We start from the raw sequence: 18,951 nt of genomic DNA, 5'->3' as shown, positions 1-18,951 counted from the left end.
GGCTCAATTCACCCGAAATCGCCCAAAATTGAGCGCATTAACCCCTGATTTTTATCGCTTATAGCCGCAGCATTTTTGAGCGTGTGCAGTATTGCCACGAAGGCGGATATTGCCCATTTTCCGGTAGTGATTTGCGGGGTTAATGGAATTAGCGCCGTGCTCAATTCCCGCAATTCTTCGGGCAATTGAGGAAATTGCGAAAATGAAGAATGTCCCCGCACAAATGCGGATCTTCGCTTCAATGCGATACGGGCAATTCTGAAATTGCGCTTTGGCGAATTGCGGATTGTCTCTTCACCTGAATTGGCAATTTCCTCATCGCTACCAAAAAGACCCGGTAGCGCTTGGGTTAATAATTCACTGATTTGAGGTGCTAGGTGGGTGGCATGGGTTGGCGCAATCTGTTGCGCGGCCTGTAAAACCAAAGCGGACATCTGCGAAGCATCACCTTCGCCCGTCCGTATCATATTGAGGGACGTTAGGTAGAGTTCGGGAGATTGCTCGAATTTCGTGCCGACAAAACGCTTATCCAATGGACCGGATTGATGCTGGAGCGCTTTCCGGCGCGTCGCACTGATTGCGGAAAAGTCATCGAAGCGCGTTTCTGAAGTGACCCCCTTCAATAGTTGAGCTGCGCTTCGTCGAAACTCTGCTGCAATTGCCCCGCGCACAAGCTCAAAATCCGAATGCCCCCATTCGAAATAGGCTTGCGCGATCACTGCATACCGGCCGCGCACCCCTAAGGTTCTTAGTTCCGCAAGCCGTCGCGCTCGACGAAGCGCCACAGCGTCGCGATTCCAATCGGGGCGCTTTCCAATGGCGCGCCCTTTAGCGCTGGCCTTTGGCAAAACATCCCAAAGCACCCACTGGCGAATGACATTCACAGTTATCGCTTGCGCCCCTGTCAGGCCCAGTTCGCGATTCAATAAAGCGGCAAGGTCGGCATTGGTCATCCGGTACAACCTAGCCGACGCGCACAGATGCGTCTCGTTTGATGAAATTGGACTCGGCTGCACGGGTCACATCTCGCCCCTGCTTTAACAGCGAGGGTGAGATGCGCCGGATTCGGGACCATAAAAAGGAATACGCCCGGCGCATTGCCAATGCTGCGAAGCGCGGACTTAGCCGTTCGCAAGCGCGGGGTCATGCCCGTTCGGGTGAAGCGTCCATCCGCTCCGCTTCTACGAAAGACGCCGAGCGGCTTGAAGCGGCATACAAAGCGCTCCGTCAGTCGGGCAATCAAAGCGCCGCCGCCAAATCGGCGGGCATAGCGCCGGAACGACTGCGGCGCTTTCTGCGCGAAAACGCGCTTGTCGAACGTCGCGGTCGATCATGGAAATTCACCGATGATCGATTGCGCCAGATGACCGTCATTTCGGAGGGCGAAAGGCGAAGCGTGTCACTTCGCGGCTTCGATCAAGCGTCATTGAACGGGCAGCATTTGGCGGCGGTGCAAGCGTTTCTGACATCAAACGATATCGGCCTGCTGCTCCCATTCGCGGGCCGAGCGGTCATCGACGCCAAGGGCGGCACCCATCCGCTCGAAACCGACCCCAATGCCCTTCATCGTCTCGCCGCTGCCGGAAGCGAGCAATTCCTTGAAATTTACCGGCTCATCCAGTGAAAGGAATGTACCAATGAACAAGGTTGAAATGGCACGCGAGGCGCGAAAGCAGCGCCGTCTGGAGGTGCTTGGCAGCAACGAGCCGTTCTGCGGAATGTGCGGCGAAAACGACTGGCGTTGTATCGAACTGCACCATGTTGCCGATCACGGCCGGGATGACACGACCGTGCGGATTTGCCGGAACTGCCATCGCAAGGTCAGCGACGATCAGAAGGACCATTCCGCGTTCGACCCGAATGCCGAACCAATGCTCGATAGCATCGGCCATTTCCTCATCGGCCTTGCCGACATGCTGCGCATCATTATCGAAAAACTCCATGCCTTCGGGTTGGCATTGATCGAACGTGCCGCGCCGAAAAGCGGAGGGTGCACGGCATGACCGGCTTTCCCATCCCGTCTATCAGCGATCATCTGCCGATCGCCCTTCGCGCCTTTGCGGGTCCGCAATTCAGAGAATTGCGCGATCCAGCGAAACCCAAATCGAAGCGCCAAAAGTCAACGCTTGGCGCGTCGCCTTGGACGCTCATTTTCGACACTGAAACAACAACCGACGCGGGACAGTCGCTGCGCTTCGGCACCTATCAGGTGCGGAATGCTGGCGAGTTGCATGAAGCGGGCATCTTTTTCGAGCCCGACGGTGTGACTGCGAATGAACTCGAAGCGCTGCGCCAACATGCTGACGCCAATGGACTGCGCCTGCGCACTCGTGAGGAATTCAACGACGAGATTTTCTTCGGCATCGGCTATCAGTTCCGGGCGACGATTATCGGCTTCAACCTGCCCTTCGATATTTCCCGCATCGCCATTGCGCATGGCTCAGCCCGAACTGAAATGCGTGGCGGTTTTTCCTTCACCCTGTCCCAGCAAAAGATTTATCCGCATGTGCAGGTGAAGCACCTTTCGCAGCGCATGGCCTTCATCCGCTTTGCCGCGACCATGCGCCAGCCCGAGGGGCGCGGCTTTCGCAAGCGCGGCCAGAAGGTGCCGCATCGCGCGGGCCATTTCGTCGATCTCAAGACCTTGGCCGGTGCGCTTTTCGCCCGCTCGTTCTCGCTCGCGAGCCTGTCCCGCTTCCTGAATATCGAAAATCCCAAGCTGGACTTCGACGATTTCGCCGGTCCCGTGACCGATGACATGGTGCGCTACGCCGTGCGCGACGTGCAAACGACATGGGAATGCTATGTCGAATTGATCGCCCGGTTGAACCGGCTCGGCCTGCCAAATTTGCTCCCTGAAAAGGTCTATAGCGAGGCGAGCATCGGCAAAGGCTATATTCGCGAAATGGGAATTCAGCCGTGGCAGAAAATGCAGCCCGATTTCCCACGCCAGATGCTCGCCAATATCATGGGAAGCTATTTCGGGGGGCGCTCCGAAGTTCATATTCGGCGCGAAATTTGGCAGGTCATCCTGTGCGATTTTCTGTCCATGTATCCCACTGTTTGCACATTGATGGGGCTCTGGCCGTTCATCATCGCCGATGGCATGACATGGCGAGATGCGACGGTTGAAACACGGGCATTGCTCGAAACTGTCGATATCGCAGCGCTTCAAGACCAAGCGCTTTGGAAGCGCTTGTCGGCTATCGTTCAGGTCTTGCCGGAGGGCGACATATTTCCGGTTCGCGCCGCCTATTCCGGCGAAGCACAAACAACCATCGGCGCAAACCATCTCACGTCGGATTGCCCATTGTGGTTCACACTTGCCGACTGCATCGCGGCGAAGCTGCTGACCGGAAAATCGCCCAAAGTGATCGAAGCGGTGGCGTTCGCGCCGGGCCCGGTGCAGCCGGATCTTCGCTCCGTCGATATTAGCGGCAATCCCGACTATCGCGTTGATCCTGCTACCGCCGATTATTTCAAACGCGTCATTGAATTGCGGCAATCGGTCAAGGTGAAGCGCGACGCAGCGACCGGAGATGAACGCGACGCGCTCGATATCGAGCAAAACGCGCTCAAAATTGCGGCAAATGCAACCAGCTATGGCATGTATGCCGAAGTGAATGTTGCAACGCTGGCGAAACGAGTTTCAACGACGGTTCACGGTTCGACATGCGCGCCATTCAGCTTCGCGAGCGACAAGGTGGAAGAGCCGGGGCCGTTCTTTCATCCCGTGGTGGCGGCGCTGATAACCGGCGCGGCCCGATTGATGCTTGCCATCGCTGAACGGCATGTGGTCGATCATGATCTGGAATGGGCGTTTTGCGACACAGATAGTATGGCGATTGCCAAGCCCGCTGAGATGGATTCCGAAGATTTCGCGCGTCACGTTACACACATTGTCGATTGGTTTGCGGCGCTCAATCCCTATGACTTTGGTGGTTCAATCCTGAAAATCGAGGATGAAAATGCGTGCTTGGATACGGGCCTGCCAGCACCGCTTTATTGCTTCGCGGTTTCGTCCAAGCGCTATGCCCTGTTCAATATTGCAGCCGATGGCGCGCCGATCATGCGCAAGGTATCTGCCCACGGGCTTGGGCATTTGTTGCCGCCCTATGGCGATGATGGCGCGCCTGCCTATATCCCGACGCCGCACAAGTCGGTGTTCACCAAGGGTATATTGCGCTGGCACAGTGATCTGTGGTGGCATGTCATTCGCGCCGCCCTTGCGGGCACGCCCGAAATCGTACCGCTCACCTATCACCCCGGACTAAGAGCGCCAGCGATCAGTCGCTACGGTGCCACGACACCCGAATTGCTGCGCTGGTTTTCAGCCTATAATCGCGACCGGAATTATCGCGATCAGGTCAAGCCGTTCGGCTTCCTGCTATCAATGTCGGCAAAGTGGTGCCTGTTTGGCGAGCGCATCGCCGATCGATCGGGTAAGTCGCGCCGTTCTAAAACCAAGGCGGTCAAGCCCATCGCACCGTTTGACCGTGATTTTGGCAAAGCCGTCGCAGTCGCGTTCGATAGAGAAAGCGGTGCCTCCGTGCCAAAAGCGGCGCTCAAATCCTATGCCGACGCGCTCGCACAATATCACCTTCAGCCCGAATCGAAGTTCCTCAATGCTGACTATTTCGACCGTGGCGTGACGCTTCGGCGACACATCAGGATGACTGCTACTCGGCACATCGGGAAGGAATCGAATGATTGGGAGCGGCAGGCAGTGCTGGGGTTTAGTGCCGATACGCAGCCGAACTATGGCATAGCGGAAAATGATCGGACGCAGCTCGTGTATGAATTGACGTCGCTTGTTGCGCAGATCGGCCTCGCGAAAGCAGAGAAGGCGCTTGGCATCACTTCAATGCGGTTGAAAAATATGAATGTAGAGAGCCTGCCGCAACTTGTTGCTGCACGATTGCCCGCTGCTATCCATCTATTTTCAAAGCTGGATCATGCTCGACAGGCCGAATTGTATCAGCTCAGAGCTGCCGTTGAACGTGATGGACTTCGCTTTACAGCACGTCGGCTGGGCGTCGATCCGTCGAATCTACGGAGAAAGATCGCTTATAAAATTTAGAATATTGCATTATATTTCCATAATTCATTTTAAAGCAAATAACGACCAACAATTTATGTATAATAATTTTCTGTTTTTAGTGAATTTTATTGGATACTATATATATTTAATATTTAACTACATTTGATAACATTATACGTTTTTGCTCTTGGCTATTGCTTGGCGTTTCAGCATTTCAAGAGCACCAATCGCCTTGGCGAGAGCTACTTCTGCCGCATGAATGTCTAGGGACAGCAACAATTCCTGTCGTTCGCTCATTCCCAGCATCGCTGCCAATACTGCGTCTGAGTGATGAGCAAGGGCGGCGAGATGATGGCCATTTGGGCCTGTTACGCCATTTATCCAGTTTCTCGCGGTATGATCAGAAGCCCCTGTCCATTTCATGATCGTCTTGGCAGCGGCCCGTGTTGCGCCAAGCTCATCTCGCAATGCTTGACTGATGCGGCCGATATATTCGGCTTCCGTCACATTGTTACGCCCATTTGGAAATACTCTGCCGTTTTCTGGAAGCATGTTTCCGCACCTTCCGATCTAAGGATTGCAACCATCCACTTCCGCCGATTTTCGCTGGGTAACAGCAATGGTAATCAACTGGAACCAATCCAATGGCGATGGAGAACGACCCTCGCCGGGCATACCGGCAGCGGAATATGTCCGCATGTCTACCGAGCACCAGCAATATTCGACCGATAATCAGACAGCCGCCATTCGCCAGTATGCCCAGCAGCACGGTTATGAAATCATTAAGACCTACGCAGACGAGGGAAAAAGCGGTCTAAATATCTCCGGTCGTCCCGGCCTGCGCCAAATTCTCGAAGATGTTGAATCAGGTAATGCACCGTTCGCAGCAATACTCGTTTATGATGTGAGCCGCTTTGGACGTTTTCAGGATGCAGACGAGGCGGCGACTTACGAATTGAGGCTACGGCGCGCGGGTGTTGTAGTTCAATATTGCATCGACCAGTTCGACAATGACGGCAGCGTTCAGTCATCAATCATCAAGAACGTGAAACGCGTAATGGCTGGTGCATACAGCCATGACCTTTCCATCAAGGTATTTGCTGGACAGGCCCATCTTATACGTCTCGGCTATCGCCAAGGAGGAGCTGCCGGCTACGGCCTGCGCCGCATGCTGATTGATCAAACGGGCCAGCCCAAGGGTGAGCTTTCCCGAGGGCAGCACAAAAGCATTGCAACGGACCGGGTTGTGCTGATCGCAGGGCCGGACGAAGAAATAGCCATCGTGCGCGAGGTCTACGATCTATTCGTTAATCAAGGGAAGATGGAGCCGGAAATCGCGGCTCAGCTTAATGGACAGGGTATTTTGACCGACCTTGGAAGACCGTGGACCCGCGGAACTGTGCACCAACTTCTTATCAACGAAAAGTATATCGGAAATAACGTATGGGGCCGCACTTCCTTCAAGCTCAAACAGCAGCATGTCAGAAACGATCCTGCCGAATGGATAAGAGCAGACAACGTTTTTCCAGGAATTGTAGACCGTGAAACATTCGATAAGGCACGTGCGACTATCGACGCGCGAAGTGAACGCCTAAGCGACGAAGAATTGCTCGAAAAACTGAGGACGGTGCTAGGCAGCGCGCACGCCATTTCCGGATTAATCATAGACGAATTCGAAGACGCGCCATCCAGTAGTGCTTATCGATACCGATTCGGCAGTTTGTTGCGTGCCTACTCATTGGTCGGTTTCGTGCCAAATCGCGACTACCGCTATCTTGAGATCAATCGCAAGCTGCGCGAGCTTCATCCTACTGTCGTCACCGAGGTGATAGGCGGTTTGAGATCGCGGGGTGGCATAGTAGATCAAAATCCGGGGACCGATCTGCTTACGATCAACGGAGAGTTCACCGCATCCATTGTTATAATGAGGTGCATCCTTACATCCGCCGGATCATCGCGCTGGAAATTGCGTCTGGATACCGCGTTGAAACCAGACTTCACGGTCGGCGTTCGCATGAACAGTGCAAACGCGAACGTCTATGACTATTATATTCTGCCCCGCCTCGACATGCAGAACGCGATATTACGTCTTTGCGAACACAATGGGCTGTCCTTGGATGCTTATCGCTTCGACACACTCGACACATTCTATGAGTTTGCTCGCCGCCGCGAATTGAGGAGAGTCGGATGACAGAGGCACGTCCCGCCCAGAAGGTCGAATGGATCCCGCTCGATCGCATAACGGTCGTCAATCCTCGCGTCAGAAACAAACGCGTATTCAAAGAGATAGTTGATAACATCGCGCAGATCGGATTGAAACGCCCAATCACTGTCACGCGCCGAATGGAAGCCGAAGGGCCATTCTATGATCTTGTTTGCGGCCAAGGGCGCTTGGAGGCCTATCAGGGGTTGGGACAAAAAGAGGTTCCCGCCTTGGTCGTTTCCGCTGATCCGGAGGATTGTTTAATCGCCAGCCTTGTTGAGAACTGCGCTCGAAGGCAACATAGTGCCATTGATCTTCTTCAGGATATCGGTGGCATGCGGCAGCGCGGCCATTCAATGGCCGATATCGCTCGCAAGACAGGGCTAACCGTTGAGTATGTGAGTGGCGTTGCCAATCTTCTTGAGAGGGGTGAAGATCGACTTTTGCGTTCCGTCGAAGCGCGGGTGATCCCACTAAGTGTGGCGGTTGAGATAGCGGAAGCCGAGGACCACGAGGTTCAGCAAGCGCTTCATGCCGCATATGAGTCCGGGCAGCTTCGAGGGAAGAAGCTGCTTGCAGCCAAACGCCTTGTGGAACTGCGTCGAAAACGACGCCGTGAGGTCACCCGCCCGGCCTACAGCGGCGAAAAAATGTCCTCAGCCACCTTACTTCGCGCCTATGAAGAAGATGTCAGCCGCAAGCGAGATATGATCCGCCGGGCAAATGCGACGAATAGCCGCCTTATGATCATTATCGAAGCGCTGCGCCAACTCAAACGGGACGAAGCCTTCCTCGCCCTGCTGGAACACGAAAATCTATCGACCTTGCCTGAAAAACTGGCGCACCGCATCGAATTGACAGGAGATGTGCAATGAGCATTCGCCGTCCATACATCCCAGTCAAAATCGGCTTTGAGGAAACCAGCCTCAGAATTCCAATTGATGCGATTGTCCCACTTCGACAGATATCGGAAACCACGAGAAAATCTGTGAAGTATGGTCAGATTGCCGCTTCAATTGCAGAAGTTGGCATTATCGAGCCACCTGCTGTCGCTCGGGATGCGGACCAGCGCGACAAATTTCACCTTCTGGACGGACATTTGCGGGTCGATATCCTGCGCGAACGCGGTGAGAATGAGGTGGTGTGTCTCGTAGCTATCGATGACGAGGCTTTCACATACAATAAGCGCATCAGCCGGATCGCCACGATTCAGGAACATAAGATGATTCTAAACGTCATTAAAAAAGGCGTGCCCGAGGAGCGTCTGGCTCGTGCGCTCAACGTCGATATCCAAAATATCAGGCTTAAGCGTAACCTACTGGTGGGCATTTGTCCGGAGGTCGCGGAATTGCTGCGGGACCGTCACGTCCCGGTGAATGCTTTCAGCGAACTGCGACGCCTTAAGCCCTTGCGACAAATAGCAGTGGCTCAAGCCATGATAACCATGAACCGTTACTCGGTCGGTTACGTAAGATCTATGGTGGCGGCAACGCCACAAGATGAATTCGTGGAAGGCCGGAAGCCCCGCAAGCGGGTTGGTGTCAGTAAGGAGCAAATAGAATTGATGGAGAGAGAGTCAGAAATTGTTGGCCGTGAGTTCAATGCAATTGTTAAAATTTATGGTGTCGACAATTTTGATCTTTCTATAGCGGTTGGCTATGTCGGAAATTTGCTCGAAAATGTAGCTGTTGTGCGCCATCTCGCTCAACATCACCGCGATATTTTGTCAGAGTTTCAAAAGATTACAGACTGGCAAAAGGCAGCTTAAATCCCTGCTATAGAGTGTGTCGCTCACAAAACCGTCGATCATCACATAGCTACCTTGCGGTATCCATCCGTGCAGTTGTGGTCATATGTGTGCATTCAAAGCGCTATCACTATACCCCCCCGCGAAGGCGGGAGAGGGCTAAGGGGAGTGCGCTATTTTGCGGGCTTGACGAACTTGAGCGTCATCCGGTCGCTTTCGCCGATCGCGACATAGGTTTCGCGATTGGCGTCGCCTTCGCCGAGCGTGGGAGGCAGCCGCCAGACCTTGCCGTCGGCCTTGTCCTTGGGATTGGCGTTGATCTCCGATTCACCGGCGAGCTTGAAGCCCGCCTTTTGCGCGAGCGCCACGATCGTGCTGCGCTTGGTGTAGCCGCTCGATTTTTCGAGCGCACTGTCGCTGCTTTCGGGGAGGCGGTGGTCGACCACGCCCAGAACGCCGCCTGGCTTCAATGTGCGGAAGAAGCTGGCAAAGGCGCGCTCGGCGAGCGTCGGATCCTTGTCCATGATCCAGTTATGGACGTTGCGGAAGGTTAGCAACACATCCGCGCTGCCATCGGGCACGGTTGCCGCGGTCATCGGGAAATCGGCCCATTTGGCCTTGCCATAGGTTGCGGGGTCGCCCGCGACCTTGGCTTTCAACGAAGTGAGATACCTGCCTTCGGGCTGGGCGAGATAGAGCGTGCCGCCCTTTGCGAGATAGGGCGCGAGAATCTCGGTATACCAGCCACCGCCGCCGGGGCTGACCTCGACCACGGTATCGGTTGGCTTCACGCCGAAAAAGGCGAGTGTTTCGGCGGGGTGGCGATATTTGTCGCGGGCCTTGTTGGCGTCGCTGCGATTGGGCGCAGCGATCGCGGCAGCAAGCTCGGTCGAGGGCGCTGCGGCATGGCCCGCGTGCGCCGAATGGTCGGTCTGCGCGGCGAGCGGCGTGCTCGCAAAAAACAGCGCGGCGGAGGCCACAAGGTACTGGCGCATCGAAACTCCTCTCCTATTTGAAGACGCGGAATAGTGACGGCGCGGAAAGGGTCATGCAAGTGCAGCTTTGGGGATTTGTTGGCGCGTTCGTCGCATTGACCGCCTTTGCCAACTTTGCCGACAGGAAGCGCCAGAACCGCAAGGATCTCGACAAGGTAGGCTTCATGCCCTGGACGCTGATCACGCTGTTTTCAGTGATGGCCGCGCTCGTGCTGACCGCCGTGGCGCTCAAGCTGCATCAATAGGTGTCCGGCAGCGGTCAATGAACCGCAGCCGGACCAAGGCGCGTCAGAACGCCGCGCGCAGCGTCACCTGGAAGAGACGGCCTGCGCGTTCGCGCTCGATCTCATATTCGTCGAGATCGCCCGCTGCGCGCGCGTCGAGCACCTGCTGAAGGCTGTCGCCGTCATATTTGCGGAAGTCCTCTTTCTTCACACGATTGAGGAGGTTCTGCGCCGAGAGACGGAGCACGAAGTTCTTGCCGAAACGCTTTTCGACAAAGGCTTCCAGATCGGGATCGTAGCGCAGCGATATCGTCTCGTCGAAATTGGATTCAAGCGATTTGCTGCGGCCGGAAATGGTCATGCCAAAGCTGGCGTCCACGCTGCGCACCGTCTGGATGAAGCCCGCATTGTAGATATGGTGCGGCTGATTGTTGAAGCGTCGCTTCTCGCCGGTGAAGGGGTCGGTCGTCTCGCTGTCCAGCCAGGTGTAGTTCGCGAAAAGCCCGGTATCGGGCATGCCGAAGACGGTGAGCGGCGCCGAGAAATCGATCTCGATGCCCCAGGTCTGGCCATCGCCGATATTGCGCGGCGTGTAGAGATTGCCATCGCCCAGATCCTCGATCGCGACATGCTCGATCAGATCCTTGATGTCGCGGTAGAAGAAGTTGATGCCGACGATGCCGTTACCGCCGAGGCGACGCTCATAGCCGAGATCGACGCCCCAGGCCTTTTCGTTGCGAAGCTCGGGATTGCCAATGGTGCTGTCATCATCACCCGGCGTTTCGAACTCCTGGATGGGCGAGATCAGGTCATAGTTGGGACGGCGAACCGTGCGTGCCATCGAAAGGCGGAACTGATCGTTCGCGCTCGGCGCATAGCGGAGGTGGAGCGAGGGGTTCAGATCCTCATCGTTGTAGGAGTTGCGGACGGGAAGAATGATCTCGTCGCCATTGTCGTCCTCTACCTGCTGCAAGCCACGCACGTTGCGGCGCGTGATCTCGTAGCGCAGACCAGCGTCGACGGTGATCTCGTCGCTGGGCTTGAAGGTTGCGCGGACATAAGGGGCGTAGCGGTTTTCATCGATCGAGAAGTCGCTTTCGAGGAACGTGCCTGACTGGCCGCCATCGCGCGTTTTCGAGAGCAGATCGAGGCCGGGCTTGATTTCAAGCGGCGTGTCCCTGCCGAAGGTGAGGCTGATCGTGCCCGTAAACTCGTCGTCCTTGATGCTGATCGAATCCTCGTCATCAAGTTCGACATCGGTGAAATCATCGGCATTATCGCCCACGAAGACGGTGACGTCGGTATCCTCGCGGAAGCCGGACCAGCCTGCTGCGAGGCCCAATTCAGCGAAGCCGAGCGGCACGCGGGCATCCATGGTCATCGCGTAGGTCTTCTGGTCAATGTCCTCATGCTGGGTCTCGACCTCGTCGAAGTCCAGATCTTCGCCTTCCAGCGTCACCGAGGTTTCGTCCTCGTCGCGGTCGGTGTTGACGAACAGGCCGCCGATACGGAACTGGCCGCCATCGCCGAACTGCGATGTGAGCTCAATATTGCCCGAGATGTCGGTACCGTCGCGGGTGTCGTCCTGCGCTTCGAAATTGTCGAATTCCGGATCGGTGATGTAGTTGCTCGTGGCGGGATTGCCGGGGAAGCTCTTGTCGCTCGTGGTCGGCTCGCCGCTGAAACGGTAGGAGACCTTCTCCTTGGGATTGCGGCGCTCCTGATAGTTGAAGCCCGCCCAGATGCTCGTCGAATCGCTGAGGCGGCCCGCCCAGGCGATCGCGCCGGAGGGACGCACGCCGCCATCCTCGTTGATCAGCATTCCGCCCTTGATGAAGCCGCCCTCGAACGTGGCTGATTCCTTGGTGATGACGTTGAGCGTTCCGGCGATGCCATCGCTGGGCTGGTCGGCGCGGGGGGCGCGGACCAGCTCGATCCGCTCGACCAGCTCGGCGGGCAGGCGATCGACGAAAAAGGCGCCGTCAGCCTCGCCACCCGGCGCGCGGCGGCCGTTGATCAGAACCTGGGTGAAGCCGGGGGGCAGGCCGCGCATCTGAACGCCGTCATATTCGAGCACATCCGAAGTGAAGGTGACACCGGGCACGCGCTTGAGCATCTCGCCGACCGAAACGGGTTCGAAACGCTGAAAATATTCGAGGTCGTAGGACAGGACGGGGTTCACGTCCTCGGTGCGGTTGCGGAACTCGATCGCGCCATTGACGATAATGTCCGATGCTCGAACCTGCTCATCACTTTCGGCTGAATCAGCCGTTTCGGCCATGACCGGCCCAGCGATAAGCAAAGGAATGAGTGCGCTTCCAAGAAGCAGCAGCTTTTTCTTGTTCATTATTGCCCCTAACCGCAAATAACAGAAAATTGACGCCGGAGATAAACCGTGTATTTCGACCGACGAAAGCGGCCATTAGGGGTGAACCGTGACCTATTCGCGAAAGAATTATTTCAGTTTTATTGCTTCACTTTGCAGTTTTGTGACAATCACCGGATGCGCGACTGAGCCGAGCACCGAGATACTGATCGCCAAGGCAACGCCGGCGGTGTCGGTTCAGGCGCGGGGCGAGACGGCGGCGGTCGCGACCGCCAATGCCGACGCGGCGGACGATCCGGCGATCTGGCGCAATGCTGCCGATCCGCGCGCGAGCCTGATCGTCGGCACCGACAAGAAGGCGGGGTTGCACGTTTATGGCCTCGATGGCGCCGACCGCTTCTTCATCGACGCGGGTGCGGTCAACAATGTCGATCTGCGCGCCGATGTGGCGATCGCGGGGACGCCGGGCATTCTAGTCGCTGCGAGTGACCGCAACGATCTCGCCAATTCGCAGATCGCGCTGTTCCGGCTCGATCCGGCGACCGCGCAGCTTGCGCCGCTCGGCAACGTCGCGTCGGGGGCGGGGGAGGCCTATGGCGTGTGCTTCTATCGCACCACGGCGGCGCTCTATGCCTTCATGGTGGCCAAGGACGGTACAATCAATCAGGTCGAGCTCGACGTCGCCGGCGCCACACCCAGGGGGCGAATCGTCCGCACGCTGAAGCTGGGCACGCAGTCCGAGGGCTGCGTCGCTGATGAGCGTACCGGGCGGCTGTATGTCGCGGAGGAAGATGTCGGCCTGTGGCGTTTCGACGCCAATCCAGCGGGATCGACCGAAGCGACCAGGATCGCGGCCGTCGATGGACGCAACCTCGTCGCCGATGCCGAGGGGCTGGCGATCGCGACCGAGGGCGAGACGGGCGGCTATCTCATCGTCTCGAGCCAGGGCGACAATGCCTATGTGCTCTATCGTCTGGAAGACGACAGCTATGTGGGACGCTTCCGGATCGCCCCGGGCAAGGTTGGCGGCGTGGAGGAGACCGACGGGATCGAGCTGATCCCCGGTGATTTCGGGCCAGACTATCCCGGCGGCCTTTTCGTTGCGCAGGACGGGCACAACCTGCCAAAGGCGCAAAATTTCAAGCTGCTGGCATGGGACGACATCAAGAAGGCGTTTGGTCTGCGCTGATGTGCTAAAGGCGCGATTAATCTGGATTTCGGTAACACCGTCTTCAACGTGTAGAAGGAGTAAACCGATGAAGATCAATCGCGCCACCGGCCTGATACTCGGCGGCCTTGCAGCGCTGCTCGCCGGCTGCGCCCAGCCGGCCAATGGAGGGCCCGCGACCATGAGCCAGCCCGACGCCGCCGCAGCGCTCGGCGCAAGCCACTGGGACCTTGTCGAATGGACGGGCAAGACGGCGCCCGGGGGCAAAAGGTTGCGGCTCGACTTCGATCCTGCAAATCACCGCTTTTCCAGCTCGACCATGTGCAACCGTGTGATGGGCGGCTACCAGGCCGAGGGCAGTTCGCTGAAGATGGGCGCGGGGCGCGGGACGATGGCCTCGACGATGATGGCGTGCCCGGAGCCCGCAATGACGATGGAGCGGGCCTATGTCGATGCGCTGAGCGCGGTGACGGGCTTCAGTCTGAGCGGCGACAGGCTGATCCTCAACAGCGCGAACGGCGTCACGCTGACCTATCAGGCGGCTTACAAACCCGCGGCCAGTGCGCCGCGCAAGTTCATCTATGTTTCGGCCGAAACCAGGCCGTGCACAGGCGTGGCTCCGATGACCTGCCTTCAGATACGCGAGAAAGAAACCGATCGCTGGCAGCTTCACTATGGCCCGATCGGTGATTTCGAGCCCGAGCCGGGAATCGAATACCGGCTGCGGATCATCGAGGAGAAGGTCGACAATCCGCCCGCGGACGCATCCTCGATCCGCTGGACGCTCGATCAGGTGATCGAACAGCGCGTGGTCAGTCCCGCGCGCTGAACGACGATCAGAGGCACGCCTCGAGATAGGGCTGGTCGAAGCCGAACTGCTTGGCCTTTTCGAGCGTGTAAGGGCGCAGGCCCATTGCGCGATATTCGCCGATGATCTTCCCGTCGGGGCTCTCGTCGAGATATTCGAACTTGAAGAGTTCCTGCGTGACGATCACGTCGCCTTCCATCCCGATCACCTCGGTGATGTTGGTGGTACGGCGCGAACCGTCGCGCAGGCGCTTCACCTGGACGATGAGGTCGACCGAGTCCGCGATCTGACGCGAGATCGCTTCCTTGGGCACCTTGATGTCCGACATCATCACCATGTTCTCCATACGCGCCAGTGCTTCGCGTGGGGAGTTGGAGTGAAGCGTACACATCGAGCCATCGTGACCGGTGTTCATGGCGGCGAGCATGTCGAAGCACTCGCTGCCGCGAATTTCGCCGAGGATGATGCGATCGGGACGCATACGCAGCGCGTTGATCACCAGATCGCGGATGCTGATCGCGCCCTGACCTTCAAGGTTCGCGGGGCGGGTTTCGAGCGGCAGCCAGTGCGGCTGCTGCAGGCGAAGTTCTGCGGCGTCCTCGATCGTCAGCACGCGTTCGCCGGGGTCGATCATCTTGGACAGCGCGTTGAGCATCGTCGTCTTGCCCGAGCCGGTGCCGCCGGAGATGACGATGTTGAAGCGGCAGGCGCCCGCGATCTTGAGCGCGGTCGCCATCTTGGGGCTCATCGATCCGAAGCCCGCCATCATGTCGAGCGTGATCGGCTTGTCCGAAAACTTACGAATCGAGATCGCGGTGCCGCGCAAGGACAGCGGCGGCACGATCACGTTAACGCGGCTGCCGTCCTTCAGGCGGGCGTCGGCAAGCGGGGTGGTCTGGTCGACGCGGCGGCCGACCGAGTTGCAGATGCGCTGCGCGATCTGGAGCAGATGCTCCTCGTCGCGGAACTGGATCTGCGCGATCTCGAGCTTGCCCTTGCGTTCGATGTAAGTCTGCTCGGGACCGTTGACCATGATGTCGGAAATGTTGGGATCGGAGAGCAGCTCTTCGAGTGGCCCGAGGCCCAGCAATTCGTCGACGAGCACCTTTTCGAGTGCGAACTGTTCGCGGCGGTTGAGCGTCAGCTTCAGTTCGGCGAGCACCTCGCCGATGATCGGACGAAATTCCTCGGCCAGCTCGTCCTTGTTGAGCGTGGCGGCCGCCTCGGGGTCGACGCGTTCGAGCAGGCGCGGCAGCACCTGTTCCTTGATCTTGTGGACCGAGGCCTCGAAGCCTTCGACCTTGCTCGAATGCGTGTGAACGTCGTTCATGCGGCTGTCGAGCCGGTTCATCGCATCGCTTTGGGTTACCGGCGATGCCGCCATGTCTTCGGACGCGATCGCGCCGGGATCGAGTGGCGGAAATTGCGCGCCGCCGAGTGGTTCGCTTGGTCCCTTGGGCGGAATGCCGCCGCCCTGCATCGGGCGCGCCACACCGAAGGACGGCCGACTGTTCGCGCCGCCACCGATTCCACCCCGTTTTCCGAATGCGCTCATGCCTGCCTGCAATCCCTTGTCCGGCCCCCAACGGGCATTGATGGAAAAGGTGAATAGGGCGGAAACTTTGACAATTGCCTAATTTCGGCGATTCTCGAGCCGATGTGTCAAAAGCGCGCAGGATTGAGGAAGGATGGTCAAATGGCGGTGCGACATTTTCTGATCGCGGTGGCTGCGTCGACGATGTTGATGGGCGCGGCGGAAAAGGAGCCCGCCTTGCCGGGCTGGATGGCCGGCTGCTGGGAGCAGAATGCCGGTGATCGCTGGACCGAGGAATGCTGGACGGGCGCGCGGGGCGGCATGATGCTGGGGAGCAGCCGGAGCGGCAAGGGCGAGAGTGTGGACCTGTGGGAGGCAATGCAGATCATCGCCGCTCCGTCGGGCGACGGTATGACCTTCTGGGCGTCGCCCAATGGCGTGAAGCGGACTCCCTTTGCGTGGCGTGCGGATGCGACGTCCGGCGTCACCTTCCACAACCGCGAGAACGACTATCCCCAGCGCGTCCGCTACTGGCGCGAGGGCGATCTGCTGATCGGTGAAATCGCAATGGCCGACGGCAGCAGGGCGGTGCGCTGGGAGTATAAGCGGAAGTAGATCTCCCCCTCGGTGTCATTCCCGCGAAAGCGGGAATGACACGATGTTTTTCTATGGCATCCAGCGTAAATCAGAACCGCTCATCCTGAGGAGGGGCTGAGCTTGGCGAAGACCCGTCTCGAAGGATCAGCTCAGTGCGTCCTTCGAGACGCCGTTTCGGCTTCGCTCAACGGCTCCTCAGGATGAGCGGCATCATGATGCACATTTTACGCTCGATGCTTTAGTTTCGGGCTGGTGCTGAAACAGAAAAGGGCGGCGCTTTCGCACCGCCCCTTCAAAAGCGCATTGGGAGGCGATCAGACTTCCGCCTTCTCCGCCAGCACCGTCAGGCCCTTTTCGTTGACCTCGGCAAAGCCGCCCTCGATGCGGATCTTTACCGGCTCGGCATTCTCACTCTTATAGATCGCGAGATCGCCGTCCTTGATCGTCGACATGAAGGGCGCGTGGCCGGCGAGCACGCCGAATTCGCCCTCGGTGCCGGGGACGACCACCATGTGGACTTCCTCCGAGCGGACGAGCTTTTCGGGGGTGACGAGTTCGAAGTGGAGGCTTGCCATTCGTTTTTCTCACTCCCCTCCCGCTTGCGGGAGGGGTCGGGGGTGGGAATGGGCAGGCCTCAAAACAGGCCCACCCGGTTTCAAAAACGAACATGCTGGAGCATGTCCGTTTTTTGGAACCCCCCTCCCGCGAGCGGGAGGGGAACTCGGTTACGCCGCTTCCGCAGCCAGCTTCTGCGCCTTGGTGACCGCCTCGTCGATGCCGCCGACCATGTAGAAGGCCGCTTCGGGCAGGTGGTCATACTCGCCGTCGACAACCGCCTTGAACGACTTGATGGTGTCTTCGATCGCCACGAACTTGCCGGGGATGTTGGTGAACACCTCGGCGACGTGGAAGGGCTGCGACAGGAAGCGCTGGATCTTGCGGGCGCGCTGGACGGTCAGCTTGTCCTCTTCGGAGAGCTCGTCCATGCCGAGGATCGCGATGATGTCCTGAAGCGACTTGTACTTCTGGAGCAGCGACTGAACCGCACGCGCGGTCTCATAATGCTCCTGACCGACGACGCGCGGCTCGAGAACGCGGCTGGTCGAGTCCAGCGGATCCACCGCGGGGTAGATGCCGAGCTCGGAGATCGCGCGGCTAAGCACGGTCGTCGCGTCAAGGTGGGCGAACGAGGTTGCGGGAGCAGGGTCGGTAAGATCGTCCGCGGGGACGTACACGGCCTGCACCGAGGTGATCGAGCCCTTGTTGGTCGAGGTGATGCGTTCCTGCAGTGCGCCCATGTCGGTCGACAGGGTCGGCTGATAGCCCACCGCTGAAGGAATACGGCCGAGAAGCGCAGACACCTCTGCGCCCGCCTGCGTGAAGCGGAAGATGTTGTCGACGAAGAAGAGCACGTCCTGGCCTTCCTGGTCGCGGAAATATTCGGCGATCGTCAGGCCCGAGAGAGCGACGCGCGCACGAGCTCCCGGCGGCTCGTTCATCTGGCCGAACACCAGCGCCACCTTCGAACCTTCGGAGATCGCGTTGCCGTCGGCGTCCTTGGCGATAACGCCAGCGTCGAGGAACTCGTGGTAAAGGTCGTTGCCCTCGCGGGTACGTTCACCGACGCCCGCGAACACCGAGGTGCCGCCATGGCCCTTGGCGATGTTGTTGATCAGTTCCTGAATGAGCACGGTCTTGCCGACGCCCGCGCCGCCGAACAGGCCGATCTTGCCGCCCTTCGCATAGGGGGCGAGAAGATCGATGACCTTGATGCCGGTGACGAGGATCGAGCTGTCGGTCGACTGGTCGACGAATTCGGGGGCCTTGGCGTGGATCGGCGCGCGCATGTCGGTGCCGACGGGGCCGCGCTCGTCGATCGGTTCGCCGATGACGTTGAGGATGCGGCCGAGTGTCGCGGGGCCAACGGGCACCTGGATCTGGCTGCCGGTGTCGGCGACGGCCTGACCGCGCGTCAGACCCTCGGTCGAGTCCATCGCGATCGTGCGAACCGTGTTCTCGCCGAGATGCTGAGCAACCTCGAGGACGAGGCGGTTGCCGTTATTGTCGGTTTCAAGCGCCGAAAGGATCGCGGGAAGGCGACCCTCAAAGGTCACGTCGACGACCGCGCCGATGACCTGGCTGATGCGGCCGGTGGCGCCGGATACGGCGGCCCCCTCGGCCCCGCTCGGGACAGGCTTGGGCGCGGTGGTCTTCGCCGCAGCCTTGGGGGCAGCGGCCTTGGGCGCCGCAGCCTTTTTGGCGGCGGGTGCCTTGGTGGTCTTGGGTGCGGTAGCCATGACGGTTTTCC

Annotated in this window: 17 protein-coding genes; 10 read left to right on the top strand and 7 right to left on the bottom strand. The window is 58.5% G+C overall.

Features of this window, described 5'->3' with window-relative positions; genetic code table 11:
- Window positions 1–8: 8 nt before the first annotated feature.
- On the bottom strand, window positions 9–953 hold the full coding sequence (locus D3876_RS20275) for a hypothetical protein (protein WP_147417678.1): 945 nt from the start codon (window positions 951–953) through the stop codon (window positions 9–11).
- Window positions 954–994: 41 nt separating this feature from the next.
- On the opposite strand from D3876_RS20275, the gene D3876_RS16570 reads away from it, so the two are divergent.
- From D3876_RS16570 to D3876_RS16560, 3 genes are read left to right on the top strand one after another with little or no spacing between them, the layout of a single operon-like run.
- Window positions 995–1,624, top strand: coding sequence for a hypothetical protein (locus D3876_RS16570; RefSeq protein WP_147417677.1), 630 nt, complete (start codon window positions 995–997; stop codon window positions 1,622–1,624).
- Window positions 1,625–1,637: 13 nt separating this feature from the next.
- Window positions 1,638–2,003, top strand: coding sequence for a hypothetical protein (locus D3876_RS16565; protein WP_119764388.1), 366 nt, complete (start codon window positions 1,638–1,640; stop codon window positions 2,001–2,003).
- Window positions 2,000–5,080: a hypothetical protein gene (locus D3876_RS16560; RefSeq protein ID WP_147417676.1), complete on the top strand. Its 3,081-nt coding sequence runs from the start codon at window positions 2,000–2,002 to the stop codon at window positions 5,078–5,080. The genes D3876_RS16565 and D3876_RS16560 overlap by 4 nt, the downstream gene beginning before the upstream one ends.
- Window positions 5,081–5,212: 132 nt before the next feature.
- Here D3876_RS16560 and D3876_RS20270 read toward each other — a convergent pair whose 3' ends face one another.
- A complete protein-coding gene (locus D3876_RS20270; RefSeq protein ID WP_147417675.1) occupies window positions 5,213–5,593 on the bottom strand; it encodes a hypothetical protein in 381 nt (126 codons plus the stop codon).
- Window positions 5,594–5,660: 67 nt separating this feature from the next.
- Here D3876_RS20270 and D3876_RS16555 point away from each other — a divergent pair, with 67 nt between their 5' ends.
- From D3876_RS16555 to D3876_RS16545, 3 genes are read left to right on the top strand one after another with little or no spacing between them, the layout of a single operon-like run.
- Window positions 5,661–7,232, top strand: a complete 1,572-nt coding sequence (locus tag D3876_RS16555) for a recombinase family protein (RefSeq protein ID WP_119764384.1) — start codon at window positions 5,661–5,663, stop codon at window positions 7,230–7,232.
- Window positions 7,229–8,119 (top strand): plasmid partitioning protein RepB C-terminal domain-containing protein, encoded by an 891-nt coding sequence (locus D3876_RS16550; protein ID WP_119764382.1) that lies wholly within the window; start codon window positions 7,229–7,231, stop codon window positions 8,117–8,119. Before D3876_RS16555 ends, D3876_RS16550 begins: the two co-directional genes overlap by 4 nt.
- Window positions 8,116–9,012 carry a plasmid partitioning protein RepB C-terminal domain-containing protein gene (locus D3876_RS16545; protein ID WP_119764380.1) on the top strand — a complete coding sequence of 299 codons (897 nt, stop codon included), beginning with the start codon at window positions 8,116–8,118 and terminating at the stop codon, window positions 9,010–9,012. The genes D3876_RS16550 and D3876_RS16545 overlap by 4 nt, the downstream gene beginning before the upstream one ends.
- A 152-nt stretch (window positions 9,013–9,164) precedes the next feature.
- Here D3876_RS16545 and D3876_RS16540 read toward each other — a convergent pair whose 3' ends face one another.
- Window positions 9,165–9,986 carry a class I SAM-dependent methyltransferase gene (locus D3876_RS16540; RefSeq protein ID WP_119764378.1) on the bottom strand — a complete coding sequence of 274 codons (822 nt, stop codon included), beginning with the start codon at window positions 9,984–9,986 and terminating at the stop codon, window positions 9,165–9,167.
- A 53-nt stretch (window positions 9,987–10,039) separates the two neighbouring features.
- Between D3876_RS16540 and D3876_RS16535 the strand changes: the two genes are divergently transcribed.
- A complete protein-coding gene (locus D3876_RS16535) occupies window positions 10,040–10,231 on the top strand; it encodes a hypothetical protein (protein WP_119764376.1) in 192 nt (63 codons plus the stop codon).
- Window positions 10,232–10,274: 43 nt separating this feature from the next.
- On the opposite strand, the gene D3876_RS16530 is transcribed toward D3876_RS16535, so the two are convergent.
- Window positions 10,275–12,557: a TonB-dependent receptor plug domain-containing protein gene (locus D3876_RS16530; protein ID WP_119764374.1), complete on the bottom strand. Its 2,283-nt coding sequence runs from the start codon at window positions 12,555–12,557 to the stop codon at window positions 10,275–10,277.
- A 142-nt stretch (window positions 12,558–12,699) separates the two neighbouring features.
- Between D3876_RS16530 and D3876_RS16525 the strand changes: the two genes are divergently transcribed.
- Window positions 12,700–13,725: a phytase gene (locus D3876_RS16525; RefSeq protein ID WP_238475466.1), complete on the top strand. Its 1,026-nt coding sequence runs from the start codon at window positions 12,700–12,702 to the stop codon at window positions 13,723–13,725.
- Between the two features lie 67 nt (window positions 13,726–13,792).
- Window positions 13,793–14,533 (top strand): META and DUF4377 domain-containing protein, encoded by a 741-nt coding sequence (locus D3876_RS16520; RefSeq protein ID WP_238475420.1) that lies wholly within the window; start codon window positions 13,793–13,795, stop codon window positions 14,531–14,533.
- 7 nt (window positions 14,534–14,540) lie between these two features.
- Here the strand turns inward: D3876_RS16520 and D3876_RS16515 are convergent, their stop codons facing one another.
- Window positions 14,541–16,067: a TadA family conjugal transfer-associated ATPase gene (locus tag D3876_RS16515; RefSeq protein ID WP_119764372.1), complete on the bottom strand. Its 1,527-nt coding sequence runs from the start codon at window positions 16,065–16,067 to the stop codon at window positions 14,541–14,543.
- Between the two features lie 141 nt (window positions 16,068–16,208).
- Between D3876_RS16515 and D3876_RS16510 the strand changes: the two genes are divergently transcribed.
- Window positions 16,209–16,661, top strand: a complete 453-nt coding sequence (locus D3876_RS16510; protein ID WP_119764370.1) for a DUF6265 family protein — start codon at window positions 16,209–16,211, stop codon at window positions 16,659–16,661.
- Between the two features lie 296 nt (window positions 16,662–16,957).
- Here the strand turns inward: D3876_RS16510 and D3876_RS16505 are convergent, their stop codons facing one another.
- Together D3876_RS16505 and atpD are read right to left on the bottom strand one after the other, a co-directional pair.
- Window positions 16,958–17,218, bottom strand: coding sequence for an ATP synthase F1 subunit epsilon (locus D3876_RS16505; protein ID WP_119764368.1), 261 nt, complete (start codon window positions 17,216–17,218; stop codon window positions 16,958–16,960).
- A 150-nt stretch (window positions 17,219–17,368) separates the two neighbouring features.
- Window positions 17,369–18,940, bottom strand: coding sequence for a F0F1 ATP synthase subunit beta (gene atpD, locus D3876_RS16500; RefSeq protein ID WP_238475419.1), 1,572 nt, complete (start codon window positions 18,938–18,940; stop codon window positions 17,369–17,371).
- Window positions 18,941–18,951 lie beyond the last annotated feature (11 nt).

Origin of the sequence: Sphingomonas cavernae, from assembly GCF_003590775.1 — a bacterium.
Classification (GTDB): Bacteria; Pseudomonadota; Alphaproteobacteria; order Sphingomonadales; family Sphingomonadaceae; genus Sphingobium_A; species Sphingobium_A cavernae.
This window is presented reverse-complemented; position numbering and strand designations above follow the sequence as displayed.